Annotated in this window: 14 protein-coding genes and 1 riboswitch; of the genes, 12 read left to right on the forward strand and 2 right to left on the reverse strand. The window is 45.3% G+C overall.

All coding sequences use genetic code 11. The features are described 5' to 3' along the window. Positions 1 to 2 precede the first annotated feature (2 nt). Positions 3 to 536, reverse strand: a complete 534-nt coding sequence (rppH, locus tag QS795_RS13895) for an RNA pyrophosphohydrolase (RefSeq protein WP_006659219.1) — start codon at positions 534 to 536, stop codon at positions 3 to 5. Positions 537 to 649: 113 nt separating this feature from the next. Further along, positions 650 to 741: riboswitch (TPP riboswitch) on the forward strand. Positions 742 to 802: 61 nt separating this feature from the next. Here rppH and thiB point away from each other — a divergent pair. From thiB to rluA, 6 genes are all read left to right on the forward strand, one after another. Next, positions 803 to 1,807, forward strand: coding sequence for a thiamine ABC transporter substrate binding subunit (gene thiB / locus QS795_RS13900; RefSeq protein WP_154603372.1), 1,005 nt, complete (start codon positions 803 to 805; stop codon positions 1,805 to 1,807). Further along, complete coding sequence (gene thiP, locus QS795_RS13905) at positions 1,783 to 3,387, forward strand: thiamine/thiamine pyrophosphate ABC transporter permease ThiP (RefSeq protein ID WP_318626548.1); 1,605 nt, start codon at positions 1,783 to 1,785, stop codon at positions 3,385 to 3,387. Before thiB ends, thiP begins: the two co-directional genes overlap by 25 nt. Next, positions 3,380 to 4,078 (forward strand): thiamine ABC transporter ATP-binding protein ThiQ, encoded by a 699-nt coding sequence (thiQ, locus tag QS795_RS13910; protein WP_154603373.1) that lies wholly within the window; start codon positions 3,380 to 3,382, stop codon positions 4,076 to 4,078. The genes thiP and thiQ overlap by 8 nt, the downstream gene beginning before the upstream one ends. Before the next feature lie 75 nt (positions 4,079 to 4,153). Next, positions 4,154 to 6,505: a DNA polymerase II gene (locus tag QS795_RS13915; RefSeq protein ID WP_286270588.1), complete on the forward strand. Its 2,352-nt coding sequence runs from the start codon at positions 4,154 to 4,156 to the stop codon at positions 6,503 to 6,505. A 334-nt stretch (positions 6,506 to 6,839) separates the two neighbouring features. Then, a complete protein-coding gene (gene rapA / locus QS795_RS13920; protein ID WP_286270586.1) occupies positions 6,840 to 9,746 on the forward strand; it encodes an RNA polymerase-associated protein RapA in 2,907 nt (968 codons plus the stop codon). A 270-nt stretch (positions 9,747 to 10,016) separates the two neighbouring features. Then, positions 10,017 to 10,667, forward strand: a complete 651-nt coding sequence (gene rluA, locus QS795_RS13925; protein ID WP_286270585.1) for a bifunctional tRNA pseudouridine(32) synthase/23S rRNA pseudouridine(746) synthase RluA — start codon at positions 10,017 to 10,019, stop codon at positions 10,665 to 10,667. A gap of 71 nt (positions 10,668 to 10,738) precedes the next feature. On the opposite strand, the gene djlA is transcribed toward rluA, so the two are convergent. Then, positions 10,739 to 11,554, reverse strand: a complete 816-nt coding sequence (gene djlA / locus QS795_RS13930; RefSeq protein ID WP_132496534.1) for a co-chaperone DjlA — start codon at positions 11,552 to 11,554, stop codon at positions 10,739 to 10,741. A gap of 204 nt (positions 11,555 to 11,758) precedes the next feature. Between djlA and lptD the strand changes: the two genes are divergently transcribed. From lptD to apaH, 6 genes are all read left to right on the forward strand, one after another. Further along, positions 11,759 to 14,128 carry an LPS assembly protein LptD gene (lptD, locus tag QS795_RS13935; protein ID WP_318627186.1) on the forward strand — a complete coding sequence of 790 codons (2,370 nt, stop codon included), beginning with the start codon at positions 11,759 to 11,761 and terminating at the stop codon, positions 14,126 to 14,128. A 68-nt stretch (positions 14,129 to 14,196) separates the two neighbouring features. Then, positions 14,197 to 15,519, forward strand: a complete 1,323-nt coding sequence (surA, locus tag QS795_RS13940) for a peptidylprolyl isomerase SurA (protein ID WP_036956295.1) — start codon at positions 14,197 to 14,199, stop codon at positions 15,517 to 15,519. Further along, positions 15,500 to 16,492: a 4-hydroxythreonine-4-phosphate dehydrogenase PdxA gene (gene pdxA / locus QS795_RS13945; protein WP_318626549.1), complete on the forward strand. Its 993-nt coding sequence runs from the start codon at positions 15,500 to 15,502 to the stop codon at positions 16,490 to 16,492. Before surA ends, pdxA begins: the two co-directional genes overlap by 20 nt. Next, positions 16,489 to 17,298, forward strand: coding sequence for a 16S rRNA (adenine(1518)-N(6)/adenine(1519)-N(6))-dimethyltransferase RsmA (gene rsmA / locus QS795_RS13950; RefSeq protein WP_036956293.1), 810 nt, complete (start codon positions 16,489 to 16,491; stop codon positions 17,296 to 17,298). Before pdxA ends, rsmA begins: the two co-directional genes overlap by 4 nt. A gap of 18 nt (positions 17,299 to 17,316) precedes the next feature. Next, complete coding sequence (apaG, locus tag QS795_RS13955) at positions 17,317 to 17,694, forward strand: Co2+/Mg2+ efflux protein ApaG (RefSeq protein WP_036956291.1); 378 nt, start codon at positions 17,317 to 17,319, stop codon at positions 17,692 to 17,694. A gap of 2 nt (positions 17,695 to 17,696) precedes the next feature. Then, complete coding sequence (gene apaH, locus QS795_RS13960; RefSeq protein ID WP_154603379.1) at positions 17,697 to 18,524, forward strand: bis(5'-nucleosyl)-tetraphosphatase (symmetrical) ApaH; 828 nt, start codon at positions 17,697 to 17,699, stop codon at positions 18,522 to 18,524. Positions 18,525 to 18,552: the final 28 nt, after the last annotated feature.

The following is an 18,552-nucleotide window of genomic DNA, read 5'->3' on the forward strand; positions in this document are numbered from 1 at the left end:
GCTTACTTAACTCCGCGCCTACGATTATTAAAAACAGGTCGTTGTGGTAATTTCTGTTCCTGCAAAGGCATAACTACGGGAGCGAATTCCTTCATCACACGGCGATAAACTTCGCGCTTAAAAGAGACCACTTGCCTAACAGGATACCAATAACTGACCCACCGCCAGCCGTCAAATTCTGGCGATTTACTGCGCTGCACGTTTATATCGGCGTCATTACATTGGAGTTGAAGTAAAAACCAACGTTGTTTCTGTCCAATACAAACAGGTTTTGTATCCCAACGCACCAAACGCTTAGGTAATTTGTAGCGTAACCAATTACGGGTAGATGCAAGTAACCTTACATCTTTACGCTGTAGTCCGACTTCCTCGTATAACTCACGATACATCGCTTGTTCTGGCGATTCCCCCGGGTTAATCCCACCTTGAGGAAATTGCCAAGAATGCTGACCATAACGGCGAGCCCATAAGACTTGACCTTGCCGATTACAAATTACAATTCCTACATTCGGGCGGTAGCCATCATCATCGATCACTAGACTACCTCAATAACCAAATTTGAAAGATGCCTAATTGTTTCACACATACCCAAACTGGTAAACCTATATCAATACAGTTTGCAGATATGTCTGAAGTAATTACAATAGTCTGCGTCTCAACGGGGTGCCATTTGGGCTGAGAAATAACCCGTAGAACCTGATCCGGCTAATACCGGCGTAGGGATTTGAGCTACCGCCTACAAATTATTGTATCGGTCCCTCCTCAAATCCTGTGTTTTTTTATGATTTACGCAGGAATTAAAATGACTAAAAATAAACTCTTTACCTCACTCATTGCTTTAACCACCTTAAGTTTCGCTGCATTCGCCTCTGCCGAAAAACCAACGTTGACGGTGTATACCTATGATTCCTTTGCTGCGGAATGGGGCCCAGGCCCGCAAATCAAAAAGAATTTCGAAGCACAATGCGAATGTGAGTTAAAACTGGTTTCTCTAGGGGATGGTGTTGCACTACTGAATCGCCTACGTATGGAGGGGGAAAAAAGCAAAGCCGACATTATCTTAGGGTTAGATAACAACTTACTCGACTCCGCAGAAAAAACCGGCTTATTTGCCCCTGCAGATATCAAAACGGATGCGCTTAAATTACCTATCGAATGGACAAGCAAAACATTCATTCCTTATGATTATGGTTATTTCGCCTTTATCTATGACACAAATAAAATCAAGCAACCGCCAAAAAGTATGGACGAACTGCTTGATAGCAAAAATAATTGGAAAATCATTTACCAAGATCCACGCACCAGCACCCCTGGTTTAGGGTTGATGTTGTGGATTGAGAAAATCTACGGCGATAAATCAGCTGATGCATGGAAAAAAATGGCAGCCAAAACACTGACCGTGACCAAAGGTTGGAGTGAATCCTATGGGCTGTTCTTAAAAGGTGAAGGAGATTTTGTCCTGAGCTACACCTCTTCGCCGGGTTACCAAATTTTAAATGATAAGAAAGACAACTACGCAGCGGCGCTGTTCGATGAAGGGCATTATATGCAAGTCGAAGTGGCGGCAAGATTGAAACACAGCCCGCAGCCAGAGCTGGCAAAACAGTTCTTACAGTTTATGTTAACTCCTGAATTCCAAGGCACATTACCAACTACTAACTGGATGTATCCGGTTATCGATATGCCGTTGCCTGAAGTGTATAACGTGCTACCACTACCTGCTAAATCTCTGCAATTTAGTGCGGCGGAAGTGGCTAAAGAACGTCAAACGTGGACGCGTTTATGGCAAACCGCCGTCAGTCGTTAATCAATTTAACCTTATTACCGGGGGTAATAGCCTCCGGTCTTTTAATCGTCGTTGCCCTTCTCGCTTTTGGGGCTCTGTGGTTTTTCGCACCTGAAATTTCCCTCAGCGAGATAATCGACGACGATTATTTATGGCATGTCATCGGTTTTACGTTTTGGCAGGCATTACTTTCCGCGATTTTTTCCATTATTCCCGCTATTTTTCTTGCAAGAGCTCTGTATCGCCGACGATTCTGGGGAAGAACGCTATTGCTCCGCTTGTGTGCAATGACCTTAGTCTTGCCAGTTCTCGTCGCTGTTTTCGGTATTTTGTCGGTATATGGGCAAACCGGATGGCTAGCAAAGTTGTGCCTATGGCTCGGTGTTGACTATCAGTTTTCCCCTTATGGTCTGCGTGGCATTTTATTAGCACATATCTTTTTCAATATGCCGCTCGCCACCCGCATGTTACTTCAATCCCTTGAAAATATTGCGATTGAACAACGGCAAAGTGCCGCTCAATTAGGGTTCAATGAGTGGCAACAATTTACCATTCTAGAGTGGCCTTATTTACGCCGTCAAATGTTGCCAACAGGCGCGCTGATTTTCATGCTGTGCTTTGCCAGCTTTGCGACGGTACTGGCTCTGGGCGGCGGCCCTGCCGCGACCACTATCGAACTCGCAATTTACCAAGCGCTGAGTTACGACTTTGATTTAGGACGTGCCACACTACTTGCGTTGATTCAACTGGGATGTTGCGTAGGATTAATGCTTATTTGCCAACGTATTAACCATGCTTTTTCCGTTGGGTTTAGCCACCAAACATCGTGGTTTGATCCTGCTGACAATCTATTTCGCCGTCTACGTGACTGGCTGGTGATCGCCGCAGCTATTTTACTATTAATTCCGCCGTTATTAGCAGTTATTGTTGATGGGCTCAACGGCCAATTACTGGATGTTTTACAGCAACCTGCGTTATGGCAAGCCACGTCCACCTCGCTGTTTATTGCACTCTGTGCGGGAGTTCTGTGTGTGATCCTCACGCTAATGCTGCTGTGGAGTAGCCGTGAACTGCGTTTAAGAAATGCATTAAAACTTGGACAAGCTATTGAGCTAAGCGGGCTGATTATTCTGGCGATGCCGGGCATTGTGCTGGCGACTGGCTTTTTTATCTTTTTTAATGAAACCATTGGAATACCCGAAACGCCTTATCCGTTGGTGATCATGACTAACGCCTTGCTCGCTATCCCTTACGCGCTCAAAGTGCTGGATAACCCAATGCGAGATCTGGCTCAACGCTATAACCCATTATGCCAATCACTCGAAATTACTGGTTTTAATCGATTTAAGATCATTGAATTGCGAGCATTACGCAAACCTATCGCACAAGCATTAGCATTCGCTTGCGTGATTTCGATTGGGGATTTTGGCGTGGTCGCCTTGTTTGGTAATGAAGAGTTCCGCACCTTGCCTTACTATCTTTATCAGCAGATTGGTGCGTATCGAACCAATGACGGCGCGGTTACCGCGATGTTATTGCTGTTACTCTGTTTCTGCCTGTTTAGCCTGCTCGAACGCCTATCGGGGAAAACTCATGATTGAATTACAAAATCTGGATTATCAATACGATAACCTAAATATGCATTTTGATATTGTGGTAACTTCGGGGGAACGAGTTGCCGTAATGGGTCCTAGTGGCGCAGGCAAAAGCACGCTGCTCAGCCTAATCAGTGGGTTTCAATTTCCTCGCAGCGGCACTATCACCTTAAATGGTGAAAATCATACATTTACCCCCCCAGCTAAACGCCCTGTTTCCATGTTATTTCAAGAAAATAACCTGTTTGCTCACCTAACCGTGAGGCAAAATATTGGGTTAGGTTTACAACCGAGCTTACGTTTGAGTGCATCACAAATGGCTGACGTCGAACAAATGGCACAGCAGGTTAGTTTAACCGACTGTTTAGACCGAACACCGGCGCAATTATCCGGTGGGCAGCGTCAACGAGCCGCGCTCGCCCGCTGTTTAATTCGTAACCAACCGATTTTATTGTTGGATGAGCCATTTTCTGCTCTCGACCCTGCATTACGCAGCGAAATGCTGCAATTGCTCAATGACGTTTGCGTGAGTAAATCCATCACGTTATTAATGGTCTCCCATAGTATTGAAGACTCACTACAAATCGCCCCTCGCAGCTTAGTGGTTGCCGATGGTGCGATTGTGTATGACGGCGATACTGAAACACTGTTACAAGGCAAAACCGACGCTTCTGCATTATTGGGCATTTCTAATTAGCTCGATAAATAATACTGTATAAATTCCCACTACTCGCGTATATTAATTTGCAGATTATTTACGCGAGTTTCCTTTATGCCTCAGTCAAATACCCCCGCTGAAAAAGGCTTTATTCTTAGCCGCCATTGGCGAGATACCCGATACGGTGTCGAGGTAAGCTATTGGTTACTTACGGATAATCAGCCGCAAAAAGTTATTGTTCCCTATCAGCAAGCGGTCGGTTTTTTACCTGAATCCAAGTTTCCGCTCGTACGCCATTTAATTGAAGGGCAAGCCGATATCAGTTATCGCGCCGTTGAACTGCGGGATTTTAAACGCGAAAAAGTCTATGCCATCTATTGCCAGCAATATCGTCAATTACAAAATCTGGATAAAAACTGCCAAGCGCTAGGTGTTGAGCTGCTGGAAACCGATATTCGCCCTTGTGAGCGTTATTTAATGGAGCGCTTTATTACCGCACCCGTGTGGTTTTCTCGCAATCATCAGGGGAAATATCAACTCAAACCCTGTGAAGGTTATCGCCCGACACTGCGCGCCGTTTCCCTCGATATTGAAACGAGCCAACATGGAGAGCTTTACTCGATTGGATTGTCTGGCTGCGGTGATAATGTGGTGTTTATGCTTGGCCCCGAACAAGGCCCAGCTCTGAATGACCAACATCGACTCGTATATGCCACGAGCCGCCCTCAATTACTTGAAAGACTGAACGAATGGCTGCAACAGTACGATCCCGATGCCATCATCGGCTGGAACCTGATCCAGTTTGATTTGCAAGTCTTACAAAAGCATGCGGAGCGCTATGGCATCCCTCTGTTACTCGGTCGGCAAGGGAAAAAACTCGAATGGCGAGAACACGGTTTTAAGCAAGGCGTCTTTTTTGCCTCTGCTGAAGGTCGCTTAATTATCGATGGTATTGATGCGTTAAAATCGGCAACGTGGAGTTTTAGTTCATTCAGTTTGGAATCCGTTGCTCAGCAGCTACTTGGGGAAGGGAAAGCCATCGATACTCCTTATGATCGCATGGATGAAATTAACCGCCGCTTTGCTCACGATAAACCCGCCCTCGCTCATTACAATATTCAAGACTGTATTTTGGTGCATCGCATCTTTGAAAAAACCGATTTAATGGCGTTCTTGCAAGAGCGTTCGACGGTGACAGGATTAGCAGCCGATCGCATGGGGGGCTCTGTGGCCGCCTTTTCCCATTTATATATTCCTCGGCTACACCGTTTAGGGTTTGTTGCCCCCACACTCTCAGAGCAAAAATTTCAGCTTAACCCCGGCGGGTTCGTGATGGATTCACAGCCCGGTTTGTATGACTCCGTTTTGGTGCTTGATTACAAAAGCCTGTATCCCTCTATTATTCGCACCTTTTTAATAGACCCAGCTGGCATGATTGAAGGGCTTGCACACCCAGAACCTGAACACTCTGTTGAAGGGTTTCGCGGTGCTTGGTTTTCCCGTACGACCCATTGCTTACCAGATATTGTTAGCCACATTTGGCAAGGCCGTGATAAAGCCAAACAGCAAAAAAACGCCCCACTTTCTCAAGCCCTCAAAATTATTATGAATGCTTTTGCGGGGGTCTTGGGTGCCGATGGATGCCGCTTTTTTGATCCACGATTAACCGCGTCAATTACCATGCGCGGTCATGAAATTATGCGAATTACCAAACAATTGATTGAATCCCAAGGGTATCAGGTGATTTATGGAGATACTGACTCCACTTTTGTTTGGCTGCGAGATCCCCATACCGATGAACAAGCCCAAAAAGTGGGTTATCAACTGCGTGACCATGTGAATAATTGGTGGAAACAGCATCTTAAAGAAGAGTGGCAACTTGATGGCGTGCTCGAACTTGAGTATGAAACCCATTATCGGCGCTTTTTGATGCCAACAATTAGAGGCACAGACCAAGGTAGTAAAAAACGCTATGCGGGTTTAAGCCAAGATACGATGGTTTTTAAGGGATTAGAAACTATTCGCTCTGACTGGACGCCCCTCGCACAAAACTTCCAAAAAGAGCTGTATACGCGCATTTTTTATCGCCAGCCTTATCGGGAATTTATTCGTGACTATATTCATGCCATTCGTTCAGGAGAATATGACGATCGCTTGATTTACCGCAAGCGGCTACGGCGTAAATTGTCAGATTATCAACGTAATGTGCCGCCTCATGTGCGCGCTGCCCGTCAAGCCGATGAATATAATTTGAAATTACAGCGCCCTTTGCAGTATCAAAATGGCGGGTGGATCAGCTATCTCATTACTCAGGCAGGCCCTGAACCCTTAGAGACCGTGACCGCGAAACCTGACTATGAGCACTATATTCTTAAGCAAATCAAACCTATCGCCGATGGAATTCTGCCATTTCTGCAAGATGATTTTGACGCCATTTTGACTGGGCAAATCAATCTTTTGTTTTAAAGCCTAACGAACAGCGAGAATTGTACAATTCTTATTACAATTGCCGCATTTTTAACAGGTGACGATAAGCGAATGTTGAATTAATATAACGCCCCTTTGATATCTCGACCTGTTATACGCACAGCTTGGCGAGAAAATCGGCTATACTCATCATAATTCGAGCAGCGCGACTCGAAAGAGAAAAGAGCTATAATTGCCAAACGGCAAAACGATTAAAAAAATTTCGCATCACCCTTGGTATATAACCGTTATATCAACACTGGGCAAAGACACCGGTTAGTTGTCTTAAACATCTAAAAATAAACAATCAAAATTATGGAATTAAATTAAACCTATGCCATTTACTCTTGGTCAACGCTGGATCAGCGACACAGAAAGCGAACTTGGGTTAGGCGCCGTCGTGGCTATTGATGCCCGTATGGTGACGTTGCTTTTCCCTGCCACTGGGGAAAATCGACTGTACTCACGTAGTGATGCCCCAATTACCCGAGTGATGTTCAACGAAGGTGATACCATCACCAGTCACGAAGGTTGGCAGCTACAAGTTGAAAGTATTCAAGAAGATAAAGGGTTATTGACCTACACAGGAACGCGTTTAGACACCCAAGAAGCGGATGTCAGCCTAAGAGAAGTGTTCCTTGATAGCAAGCTAACGTTTAATAAGCCACAAGATAGACTGTTCGCCGGTCAAATCGATCGTATGGATCGTTTTGCTCTGCGTTTTCGCGCACGTAAATTCCAAAGCGAACAAGTTAAACACCAATCTACGGGTCTGCGTGGTATCCGCGCGAGTTTGATCCCGCACCAATTGCATATTGCTAACGAAGTCGGTAAGCGCCACAACCCCCGAGTTTTACTGGCGGATGAAGTGGGCTTAGGGAAAACCATCGAAGCGGGTATGATAATCCATCAACAATTGATGGCAGGTCGTGCTGAGCGCGTATTGGTCATTGTCCCAGATAGCTTACAGCATCAGTGGCTAGTGGAAATGCTGCGCCGTTTTAACCTGCGTTTTTCCCTGTTTGATGATAGCCGCTACAGCGAAGCCCAACACGACAGCGATAACCCATTTGAAACTGAGCAATTAGTTCTGTGTTCTCTGGATTTTGTTCGTCGTAATAAACAGCGTTTTGACCAACTCGTCGAAGCGGGCTGGGACATGATGGTCGTCGATGAAGCTCACCATCTGCAATGGAGCGAAACTGCCCCAAGCCGTGAATATCAAGTGATTGAAACCTTAGCTGAGCATGTTCCTTCCGTTTTACTGCTAACAGCAACACCGGAGCAATTAGGTCAAGAGAGCCACTTTGCGCGTTTGCGCCTCCTCGACCCTAGCCGCTTCCATGACTACCAAGAATTCCTAGCCGAGCAAGAAAATTATCGCCCTGTCGCCGATGCAGTTTCACTGCTACTTTCTGGTGATAAGCTGACAAATGATCAGCAAAACCTGCTCAGCGAGCTTATTAAAGAACAAGATATTGAGCCGTTATTAAAGGCCGCGAATCTTGAAGGCGATGACAGTCAAGCCGCTCGCCAAGAACTGATCCATATGCTGATGGACAGACACGGTACTAGCCGCCTGTTATTTAGAAACACCCGTAATGGTGTCAAAGGCTTCCCACGCCGTGAATTGCATTCTTTAAAAATGCCACTACCAACTCAATACCAAACGGCAATCAAAGTCGCTGGCATTATGGGCACGAAAAAGGATGTGGAAACTCGCGCGAAAGAGATGCTGTATCCAGAACAAATCTACCAAGAATTTGAAGGCGAAAACGCCACTTGGTGGAACTTCGACCCACGTGTTGAATGGCTAATGGGCTTCTTAACTGCGAATCGCCACGAAAAAGTACTGGTTATCTGTGCCAAAGCCGCCACAGCACTGCAGCTTGAGCAAGTTCTGCGTGAGCGTGAAGGGATCCGAGCGGCGGTATTCCACGAAGATCTATCCCTGCTAGAACGTGACCGCGCGGCAGCTTATTTCGCTTCACAAGAAGAAGGTGCACAAGTTTTACTGTGCTCTGAAATTGGTTCAGAAGGCCGTAACTTCCAGTTTGCTAACCAATTAGTGATGTTTGACCTGCCATTCAACCCTGACCTGCTTGAACAGCGTATTGGTCGTTTGGATCGTATTGGTCAAAGCCGCGATATCGTGATCAACGTGCCTTACTTGGAAAACACCGCACAAGCTGTGTTGATCCGTTGGTACCATGAAGGTTTAGATGGTTTCGAGCATACTTGCCCTACCGGTCGTACTATTTACGATAAATATTACCAACAACTGCTGCAATTTATGGCTGAGCCAACCATCACTGACGGGTTTGATGAATTTATTAAAACCTGCCGCGAAGAGCACGATGCACTCAAAGCACAGCTAGAGCAAGGTCGTGACCGTTTGCTGGAAATGCACTCAAATGGCGGTGAAGCAGGTAATAAATTAGCCGAAGAGATTGGTGAAGGTGATAACGAAACCGAGCTGGTTAACTTTGCATTGAACCTGTTTGATATTGTTGGGATCAACCAAGAAGATAAGAGCGATAACTTAATTATCCTCACGCCATCCGACCATATGTTAGTGCCTGACTTCCCAGGGTTACCGCAAGATGGCTGCACTATCACTTTTGACCGTGAACAAGCACTTTCCCGCGAAGATACGCAGTTTATTAGCTGGGAACATCCGATTATTCGCAACGGTTTAGATTTAGTGTTATCCGGCGATACGGGTAGCTGTGCGGTTTCTGTTTTGAAAAACAAAGCGTTGCCAGTGGGTACCTTGTTGACCGAACTGGTTTATGTGGTAGAAGCACAGGCGCCGAAACATCTGCAAATCAGCCGTTTCTTACCGGCGACTCCAGTTCGCTTATTAATTGATTTAAAAGGCAATAACCTCTCTTCACAAGTGGAGTTTGAGAGTTTTAACCGCCAATTAAATGCCATCAACCGTCATATGGCGAGCAAGTTGGTCAATGCAGTACAAAACGAGGTGCATTCTGTATTACGCCTCTCTGAGCCGATGGTCGAGAAAGAAGCGAAATCCATTATTGAGAATGCTAAAGAAGCGGCTGATAAAGCCCTGACTCTGGAACTGTCTCGCTTGGAAGCGCTAAAAGCGGTTAACCCAAATATCCGTGATGAAGAACTCGATATTATCGAGGAAGAGCGTCGCCAATTGATGACCAACATCGACCAAGCTTCATGGCGCCTCGACGCTATCCGCTTAGTGGTTGTCACGCATCAGTAGAGAATGTTGTTTTTTTTTGCTTAGCTTGCAATCGACATTCCCCTAAATAATTCGAGTTACAGGTAGGCGGCAAACGAAGATATCCCTAGGAGCATACGCGAGTATGTGACTAGGGTGACTGAGAGTAGCCAACACCCCTGTAGCGCGAAGTATAACGGGGAATCAGTAAGCGGAAAACGAAGATATCCCTAGGAGCACACATCAGTATGTGACTAGGGTAGCTAAGAGCAGCCAACACCGCTACAGCGTGAAGAATGAAGGATAAAAGAAATGTTACCCTACAACCCGCCAACTGAACCATGGCTACACATACTCTACCAAGATGAGCATATTATTGTAGTCAACAAACCTAGCGGCTTACTCTCCGTGCCAGGAAAAGCCCCAGAGCACCATGACAGCATCATGAGCCGCATTCAGCGGGATCACCCTGCAGCGGAGTCTGTTCACCGTTTAGATATGGCAACCAGTGGTGTTATGGTGGTGGCGCTGCATAAAGCGGCTGAGCGTGAACTTAAGCGTCAGTTTAGAGAGCGTGAGCCGAAAAAACATTATGTTGCTCGCGTGTGGGGTCATTTGGAAAAACCAGAGGGTTTGGTGGATTTGCCGCTGATTTGTGACTGGCCGAATCGACCTAAGCAGAAAGTCTGTTTTGAAACGGGGAAATCGGCGCAAACCGAATACCAAGTTTTAGAATATGAAGAGCAGGCAACGCGAGTCAAACTTTCGCCAATTACGGGACGGTCTCATCAGCTACGTGTGCATATGCTTGCGTTAGGGCACCCTATTCTTGGTGACAGATTTTATGCCCATGAAGAAGCTTTAGCATTAGCGCCGCGTTTGCAGTTACATGCTCAAGAGCTGTATATCACTCACCCAGAGTATGACACACCAATGCATTTTACTTACCCGCCCGATTTTTAATCTTATTGAAGCGCTTAGGCGATTTAAGCGCTTCAATTATTTAAAAGCTTAAGTTATTTAAAAACTCAAAGTTATTTAAAACCCTTCTCTTTTTTAACAAGATCATAAGCTGCCTGAATTGACTGCGCTTTTTGCTTGGCAATTTCCATCATTTCTGGCGGTAACCCTTTCGCAACGAGCTTATCAGGGTGATGTTCGCTCATCAGTTTACGGTACGCTCGCTTAATTTTCGTTGGGTCATCATCCACAGAAACCCCGAGCACCTTACAAGCATCTTCCAGCGTAGGGCCATTATTTTGTTGATAATAGCCCCCTGACTGCTGCTGGGAATAACCATGACCAAACTGGCGACCGCTTTGGATCATATCCAAGAATTGCTCAAACTGAATTTTGGAGATACCCAGCTCTTCCGCAATGATAAATAGCACTTTTCTTTCGTTAGGATGTAAGGTTCCATCCGCGAAAGCCGCTTGCAATTGAATTTCCAGAAACATCTGAACAAGGTCAAAACGACCATAACAAGCCATACGTAATTGTTTAAGAACATCACGCAGTGGAAAGTCTGGGGATTTTCCTTCTCTAAAGGCTTGTTGGGCGGCTTTGCGAGTTTCTCCGTGCAGTTGCATTCTGTCCATTAGGTTCGATGCTAACTGGATATCAGTCTCGGTGACACGCCCTTTTGACTTGGTTAAATGCCCTAATATTTGAAAGGTACTTGCGAAGAAAATAATTTGTCTATCGCGCTTATTGAAGGCGCCAGCGAACTTACGTTGAGCCGAAGCCTTATCAAAACCGTGCCCAATCAGTAAGCCGGCTAATGCTCCCCAAAACCCTAAACCGGAGACAATAGCGAGTATCACCCCAATAATTTTACCCCAATAGTGCATATATCCCTCAATTCTTCAATGCTCAGAATGCAATTTTGCATTATCATACTATCCATTCTGCTTTTGTGCATAACGATAAAGAGCCTAACAAGTTGCTAACCACGTTTACGCCAGTTTTGATATTATACTGGCGAAAACGGATTGGCTAAGATAGTCTTTGAGCGTTTGCCGACTGTGCCCATTTGACGGACTCCCTATTTAATGATGAAGAAAAGTTATCCCACAATAATCGCCACCATGGTATGGGCGGCTATTTATAGCCAGCAAGCACATGCTGATCTTGCAGCACAATGTATGCTTGGAGTGCCTGTTTATGACAAACCTATTATCTCTGGTGATCCAAATAGCTTACCGATTGAAATTCAAGCTGACGATGTCACAGGGGAATACCCTAATTTTGTCGAATATACTGGTAACGTTGATATTCAGCAGGGCAACCAGACTCTCACAGCAGATAACGTTAAACTGACACAAACCCAAAAAGAGGGTGAAGAACCGGTTCGTGAAGTGACGGCGACGGGGAATGTTCATTACGATGACCCTCAAATTATCCTGAAAGGCCCTTCAGCGTGGTCAAACTTAGATAATAAAAATACTGACGTTGATGACGGTAACTACATGATGGTAGGTCGTCAAGGTCGTGGTGATGCGAAAAAAATGAAAATGCGAGGTGAAAACCGCTATTCCATTATGGAAAACGGGACTTTCACCAGTTGCTTACCAGGCAGTAATACATGGAGCGTTGCAGGCTCTGAAGTGATTATTGACCGCGAAGAAGAAGTCGCAGAAATTTGGCATGCTCGTTTCCGTATCGCAGATGTGCCTGTGTTCTATAGCCCATATATGCAGTTACCAATTGGTAGCAAACGCCGTTCTGGTTTCTTAATCCCAATGGGAAGCTATTCAAACAACGACGGATTAGAATTCACGCTGCCGTATTATTGGAACATCGCGCCAAATTACGATGCGACGATTACGCCACAATTTATGACCCACCGAGGCGTTAAATTAAATAACGAATTCCGTTATTTAATCACTCCAGGTACGGGTACCGTCGCATTCGACTTTATTAATCACGACCGCGCTTATATCAAAGACAAAGAGAATGAAAAACGTGATGCCCGTGACAGTGATGACCGTTGGTTATTCTACTGGCGCCATTCAGGGACCTTTGCTCAACACTGGAACTTTGGTGCCGACTACACCAAGGTAAGTGATCCCCAATACTTTACTGACTTTAGCTCTCAGTACGGTAGCACCACTGATGGTTATGCCACGCAGAAATTTAACGTCGGTTATTCTGATACCAATTGGAACATGAAAGTGTCCCACAAACAGTTCCAAATCTTTGTGGATAACCCAAACAAGCGAGCTTATAAAGCTGAGCCACAAATCGATTTCAACTATTACCAAAATAACGTCGGTATGTTGGATTTCCATACCTATGCACAAGCGGCTCGTTTTACCAGCGTAGGTGAAAATAACCCAGATGCGACCCGTTTGCATATTGAGCCAGAAGTCAGTATGCCTCTGTCTAACGGTTGGGCGCAAATGAACAACAGCATTAAGCTGATGGCGACGCATTACGACCAAGATATTCCTGATGTAAAACAAAATAGCGGCTTAGAAAAAAATGTCACCCGTGTGCTGCCAATGTTTAAGAGCGATGCGAAAGTGGTATTTGAACGCGACTTATTCCAAGGCAGTGATTTTGTCCAAACATTAGAGCCGCGAGTCCAGTATCTATATATTCCGTATAAAGATCAGGACAATATCAATAACTACGACTCCTCATTATTACAGTCTGACTATACAGGTCTGTTCCGCGACCGTATTTACAGTGGTTTAGACCGTATCGCTTCTGCTAACCAATTCACAACCGGTTTAACCACCCGTATTTATGATGAAAACTTAGCTGAGCGCTTCAATTTCTCCGTCGGACAGATTTACTATTTTGAACGCCCTCGTGCGGGTAACTCAAACCTGAAAATCGATGATAAGAGTGATACAGGCTCATTAATGTGGGCAACCGATGCCATGTGGCACATTGATGAAAATTGGGGTGTTCGCGGTGGCTTACAATATGACCGTCGTCTGGGTAGTGTCACCATGGGGAATGCGGTTACCGAATATCGCTTTGATGCCGATAGACTGATTCAGCTGAATTACCGTTTTGTTGACCGTGACTATATTCAAGCAACGTTCCGCCGTGAAGATACTGCGGGTGGTTATACCTACACATTACCAGAGTACCAACAAGGTATTTCACAAGTAGGTACCGTGGTGAGCTGGCCATTAAGTGATAATTGGGGCTTTGTCGGCTCTTATTATTACGATACAAAACAGCAACAATCCGCCAGCCAGCTTGTCGGATTACAATACAATGCCTGCTGCTGGGCGGTGAATTTAGGGTATGAACGTAAGATTGTGGGTTGGCAAAAAGAGAAGTTCAACAGCGAATATGACAATAAATGGTCTATCAACGTGGAACTTAGAGGCCTAAATAACAATCATAGTTTAGGTAGTCAGGAGATGTTGAAACAAGGTATTATTCCTTATCAACGTGCTTTCTGATAACAAACAACATAACGATCACGATTAGCCCGCATATGCGGAATAAAAGTCAATTTTATAGGACCATTATGAAGAATTGGAGAACGCTTATTCTGGGACTGATGTTCGCAAGCTCTGCAAGTTTAGCTGCGCCACAGCAAATGGATAAAGTGGCTGCGGTTGTCAACAACGGAGTTGTACTTGAAAGCGACGTCCAGAATATGATCAATACAGTGAAGTTGAATGCACGTAATGCAAATCAACAAGTTCCTGATGATCAAACCCTGCGCCAGCAAATCATCGACCGTTTGGTTATGGATAACATCATGTTGCAGATGGCTAACCAAATGCAGATTAATATCCCTGAAGAAGCCGTGAATGCAACTATTGCGGATATTGCTCGCCAAAACAATTTAACCTTACCGCAGATGGAAAAACGTCTGACTGCGGATGGCATCAATATGGGTAAATACCGCAGCGAAATCCGTAAGGAAATGCTGTTAGCGGAAGTGCGTAACAACGAAGTTCGCCGCCGTATCACCATTTTGCCTCAAGAAGTTGATGCATTAGCTGAGCAAATGGATTCTCAAATGAACGCCCAGAAAGGCGTAAATTTAAGTCACATTCTGATCCCTCTGCCAGAGAACCCAACGCCTGAACAGTTATCAAAAGCAGAATCGTTAGTTGATAAAATCTTAACTGACCTGAAAAAAGGCTCTGATTTCGGTAAATTAGCGATTGCTTATTCTGCTGACCCTCAAGCACTGAAAGGCGGAAACATGGGTTGGTCACGTCTGCAAGAGCTGCCAGTAGTCTTTTCTGACCAACTGAAAAACTCGAAGAAAGGCGATATCGTTGGTCCAATTCGTTCCGGTGTAGGCTTCCATATTTTACGTGTCAATGACGTTACTGGTGATACTCACCAGCCAATTTCCGTCACCGAAGTGAAAGCGCGTCATATCTTACTGAAATCATCACCAATTATGGATGATGCAACAGCAAGACAAAAACTGACTCAACTGGCTCAAGAGATCCGTAACGGCAGAATTTCATTTGAAGAAGCGGCTAAAGAGAACTCCGAAGACCCAGGTAGTGCATTAAAAGGTGGGGAATTAGGCTGGAATATGCCTGATGTTTACGATCCTGCATTCCGTGATGCACTGATGAAACTGAAAAAAGGTGAAATCAGCCAACCTGTACCTTCAAGTTTCGGCTGGCACTTAATTCAGTTAGAAGATACTCGCAGTGTCGATAAAACCGATGCCGCGAAGAAAGATCAAGCGTACCGTTTACTGTTCAATCGTAAGTTTAACGAAGAAGCGCAGACTTGGATGCAAGAACAACGCGCTGCGGCTTATGTGAATATCGTTGATGGTCGCCAAAGCCAATCTAATGATGAACAAGCAAAATAAGCCAATTGTCATCACCCCCGGTGAACCTGCCGGGGTAGGTCCAGATCTTCTGATCCAACTTGCTCAGCAGGCATGGCCTGTCGAGCTTGTGGCTTGCGCAGATCCAAACCTACTTCTTCAACGCGCTAAAACACTCAATTTACCATTAACCTTACGTGGATATGATGCAAAACAGTCACAGACTTCTGTCGCTGGACAATTGTCGATTGTTCCCGTTTCACTGAGTGTACCGGCAGAAGCTGGAAAACTCGACGTTCGTAATGGTGAATATGTTACCGAAACTTTAGCGCGCGCTTGTGATGGCTGTTTGAATGGTGAGTTTTCTGCCATCGTAACGGGGCCTGTTCACAAAGGCATTATTAATGACGCTGGTATTCCATTTAGTGGACATACCGAATTTTTCGCAGATAGAAGCCACTGCGACCGCGTTGTGATGATGCTCGCCACACAAGAATTACGTGTCGCTTTAGCGACCACGCACCTGCCGCTAAAAGATGTCTCCGAGGCAATTACCCAACAAAGCTTGCATGAAGTGATCACCATTTTGCATCATGACTTGCAAACCAAGTTTGGTATTGAAAACCCGCACATTTATGTTTGTGGGCTTAACCCTCATGCCGGAGAAGGCGGACATATGGGAATGGAAGAGATTGAAACCATCATTCCAGCCCTAGAAACCTTGCGTAAACAAGGCATTACCTTAATCGGTCCTTTACCCGCAGACACGCTTTTCCAACCCAAATATTTAACTGATGCAGACGCCGTATTAGCGATGTATCACGATCAGGGGCTACCTGTGTTAAAATATCAAGGTTTTGGCAGAGCGGTAAATATTACCCTTGGTCTGCCATTTATCCGTACTTCCGTCGATCACGGCACAGCGCTTGAATTAGCAGGTACGGGTCAAGCCGATGCGGGCAGCTTCATCACCGCATTGAAATTAGCTATCCAAATGACACAAAAGAATTCATGAATAATCGAGTCCATCAGGGGCACCTTGCCCGCAAACGTTTCGGGCAGAACTTTTTAACTGACCAATTTATTATCGACAGTATTGTAGATGCAATGCATCCACAACCAGGACAAGCCATTGTAGAAATTGGTCCGGGTCTTGGTGCATTAACTGAACCTGTTGGTAGCCGCATGGATAAAATGACGGTTGTCGAACTTGACCGCGACCTTGCCGCTCGTCTGCACGTCCATCCACAACTGAAAGACAAACTGACCATCATCCAGCAAGATGCGATGACCGTAGATTTTGGTGAACTGGCGAAACAAGCTGGACAGCCAATACGCGTATTTGGTAATTTGCCTTATAACATCTCAACACCGTTGATGTTCCACCTGTTTACATTCACCAACCAAATTTCCGACATGAATTTCATGTTGCAAAAAGAAGTGGTTAATCGATTAGTAGCAGGCCCAGGAAGCAAAGCTTTCGGTCGTTTAAGCGTAATGGCGCAATATTACTGCAATGTTGTTCCTGTGCTTGAAGTCCCACCTACCGCCTTTGCACCACCACCAAAAGTGGACTCTGCGGTAGTAAGATTGATCCCTCACAAGGAAAATCCATACCCAGTGAAGGATATTAAAGTATTGAGCCGTATTACGACTCAAGCATTTAACCAACGTCGTAAAACTATCCGCAATAGCCTTGGGGATTTATTCAGCGTTGAGCAGTTAACCGAACTGGGTATCGATCCAGGAACACGTGCTGAAAATATCTCCGTTGAGCACTATTGTAAGATGGCAAACTATCTGTGTAATTTATCGGAATAGAGAATCTGAGGAGGCACTATGCTGAATGATCCCAATGTGAGCATCCAAGTTCAAAGTGTCTACATAGAAAGCCAGTCCCAGCCCGACATTGCCCGTTTTGTGTTTGCGTATACTATTTGTATCCGCAATTTAGGGCGAATTCCTATACAGCTAATGAGCCGTTACTGGCTCATTACCAATAGTGATGGCCGTAAAACTGAAGTGCAAGGTGAAGGCGTGGTGGGTGAACAACCCGTTATCCTACCGGGCAAAGAATATCGCTATACCAGTGGTGCAATCTTAGAAACGCCAATGGGTACGATGGAAGGCTATTACGTTATGCTGAGCGATCAAGGAAATCACTTTCATGTTGATATTCCTGCATTTCGTCTCGCAATCCCAACACTGATTAATTAATTATGTCCACATATATTGTAGGTGATATACACGGTTGTTATCGTGAGCTGCGAGAACTTCTCGATAGCGTGAATTTCGATCCACAGCAAGATACATTGTGGCTAACGGGTGACCTTGTTGCTCGTGGGCCCGATTCATTGCAAGTCTTACGCTATGTGAAAAGTTTAGGCTCAGCAGCACGCCTAGTGTTAGGCAACCACGACCTACATTTGATTGGCATCTACTGCAAAATCAGTCGCAATAAGCCTAAAGACCATCTTGATGAGCTACTCAATGCGCCCGATATCGATGAATTAATCAACTGGTTACGTCGCCAACCACTTTTACAAGTCGATGAAGAGCAAAAAATGGTCATGACCCACGCAGGCATTACGCCACAGTGGGATCTTGAAACCGCAAAAATGTGCGCTCGCGAAGTGGAAGCCGTGCTTTCTAGCGATGCCTATCCGCTGTTTATTGACTCTATGTATGGCGACATGCCAAACAATTGGTCTGAAAGTTTGATGGGACTGGCGCGTTTGCGCTACAGCACCAATGCCCTCACCCGCCTGCGTTATTGTTTTCCAAATGGGCAACTGGATATGATCTGCAAAGAGAGCCCAGCTAAAGCGCCTGCGCCACTGAAGCCATGGTTTTCTCTACCAAGTCAATTCCCTGAAGATTACGCTATTTTCTTTGGCCATTGGGCATCACTGGAAGGCAAATTTACACCAGAACATGTGTATGCAATGGATACAGGCTGCTGCTGGGGAGGGGATTTAACGCTGCTTCACTGGGAAACTAAAACATTCCATAGACAGAAATCTCACCAAAAACGTCGCAAAGAGTGAGTGTTTTATCTAGAAACCAGAATAATAG

It is taken from the genome of Providencia zhijiangensis (assembly GCF_030315915.2).
In the GTDB taxonomy this organism is placed as follows: Bacteria; Pseudomonadota; Gammaproteobacteria; order Enterobacterales; family Enterobacteriaceae; genus Providencia; species Providencia zhijiangensis.

What these genes read in the sequence shown, in the direction of transcription:
- thiB (WP_154603372.1), top strand. Translation starts at nt 803, where the DNA reads ATGACTAAAAATAAACTCTTTACCTCACTCATTGCTTTAACCACCTTA.
- thiP (WP_318626548.1), top strand. Translation starts at nt 1,783, where the DNA reads ATGGCAAACCGCCGTCAGTCGTTAATCAATTTAACCTTATTACCGGGG.
- thiQ (WP_154603373.1), top strand. Translation starts at nt 3,380, where the DNA reads ATGATTGAATTACAAAATCTGGATTATCAATACGATAACCTAAATATG.
- QS795_RS13915 (WP_286270588.1), top strand. Translation starts at nt 4,154, where the DNA reads ATGCCTCAGTCAAATACCCCCGCTGAAAAAGGCTTTATTCTTAGCCGC.
- rapA (WP_286270586.1), top strand. Translation starts at nt 6,840, where the DNA reads ATGCCATTTACTCTTGGTCAACGCTGGATCAGCGACACAGAAAGCGAA.
- rluA (WP_286270585.1), top strand. Translation starts at nt 10,017, where the DNA reads ATGTTACCCTACAACCCGCCAACTGAACCATGGCTACACATACTCTAC.
- djlA (WP_132496534.1), bottom strand. Translation starts at nt 11,554, where the DNA reads ATGCACTATTGGGGTAAAATTATTGGGGTGATACTCGCTATTGTCTCC.
- lptD (WP_318627186.1), top strand. Translation starts at nt 11,759, where the DNA reads ATGAAGAAAAGTTATCCCACAATAATCGCCACCATGGTATGGGCGGCT.
- surA (WP_036956295.1), top strand. Translation starts at nt 14,197, where the DNA reads ATGAAGAATTGGAGAACGCTTATTCTGGGACTGATGTTCGCAAGCTCT.
- pdxA (WP_318626549.1), top strand. Translation starts at nt 15,500, where the DNA reads ATGATGAACAAGCAAAATAAGCCAATTGTCATCACCCCCGGTGAACCT.
- rsmA (WP_036956293.1), top strand. Translation starts at nt 16,489, where the DNA reads ATGAATAATCGAGTCCATCAGGGGCACCTTGCCCGCAAACGTTTCGGG.
- apaG (WP_036956291.1), top strand. Translation starts at nt 17,317, where the DNA reads ATGCTGAATGATCCCAATGTGAGCATCCAAGTTCAAAGTGTCTACATA.
- apaH (WP_154603379.1), top strand. Translation starts at nt 17,697, where the DNA reads ATGTCCACATATATTGTAGGTGATATACACGGTTGTTATCGTGAGCTG.